The 1285-nt window shown below is 75.8% G+C and carries 1 protein-coding gene; it reads left to right on the top strand.

From position 1 onward, the window contains the following. Window positions 1-77: 77 nt before the first annotated feature. A partial coding sequence (locus ACYVE9_RS27270) for an MFS transporter (RefSeq protein ID WP_461030560.1) occupies window positions 78-1285 on the top strand: 1208 nt, incomplete at its 3' end.

Raw genomic sequence — 1285 nt, 5'->3', positions numbered from 1 at the left:
AGCAGCCGGAGCCCGTCCCGGCCCGCCCGGCCGCGGCGTCCCCGGCTTCCGGGCCGACCGCGGCGGGCAGGGTGCGCATGGGCGAACGGGCGGGCCGGTGGGTGCTGCTGACCACCGTGCTGGGCTCCGGCATGGCCATGCTGGACAGCACGGTGATCAACGTCGCGCTCCCCCGCATCGGGGCGGACCTCGACGCGGACCTGGCGGTGCTCCAGTGGACGGTCAACGCCTACCTGCTGACGCTCGCCGGGCTCATCCTGCTGGGCGGTGCGCTCGGTGACCGGTACGGGCGGCGCCGGGTCTTCGTGGTCGGCGTCCTCTGGTTCGCGCTGGCGTCGCTGCTGTGCGGCGTCGCCTGGAACGCGGGGGTGCTGGTGGGTGCCCGGGCGCTGCAAGGGGTCGGCGGGGCCCTGCTGACCCCGGGTTCACTCGCGCTGATCCAGGCGTCGTTCCGGGCGGAGGACCGGGCCAGGGCGGTCGGCGCCTGGTCGGGGCTGGGCGGGGTGGCCGCCGCCGTCGGCCCGTTCCTCGGTGGCTGGCTGGTGGACGGCGCCGGGTGGCGCTGGGTCTTCCTGCTGAACGTGCCGCTCGCCCTGGTGTGCGTGCCGGTGGCGCTGCGCCACGTGCCGGAGAGCCGCGACCCCGCCGCGAGCGGGCGTTTCGACATCGCCGGGGCGGTGCTGGCGGCGCTCGCGCTCGGCGGCGTCACCTACGCGCTGATCGCCGCCCCCGAACAGGGACCGTCCGTCACCGTGCTGGGCTGTGCCGCGGCGGGCGTGCTGCTCGGGGCGGTGTTCGTGCGGGTGGAGCGGCGCCGGGCCTCACCGATGCTGCCGCCGCAGATCTTCGCCTCCCGGCAGTTCACCGCGGTGAACGCGGTCACCTGGTGCGTGTACGCGGCGTTCGGCGGGTTCTTCTTCCTGTCCGTGGTGCACCTCCAGGTGGTGGTGGGCTACTCCGCGCTGGAGGCCGGCACCGCTCTGCTGCCGACCACCGTGCTGATGCTCACGCTGTCCGCGAGGTCCGGGGCGCTGGGTCTGCGCACCGGCCCGCGACTGCCGCTCACGGTCGGACCGCTGCTGTGTGCGGCGGGCATGCTGCTGATGCTGCGGGTCGGCCCGGGCGCGTCCTACGGGCGTGACGTGCTGCCCGCGCTGGTGGTGCTGGGCCTGGGCCTGGTGCTGCTGATCGCGCCGCTCACCGCGACGGTGCTGGCTTCCGTCCCGGTCGCCCGGGCCGGGCTGGCCACCGGCGTCAACAACGCCGTGGCCCGTGCCGCCGGCCT

Source organism: Streptomyces sparsus, assembly GCF_054776295.1.
The sequence above is the reverse complement of the archived record's forward strand: the minus strand, read 5'-3'. Positions and strand labels throughout refer to the sequence as shown.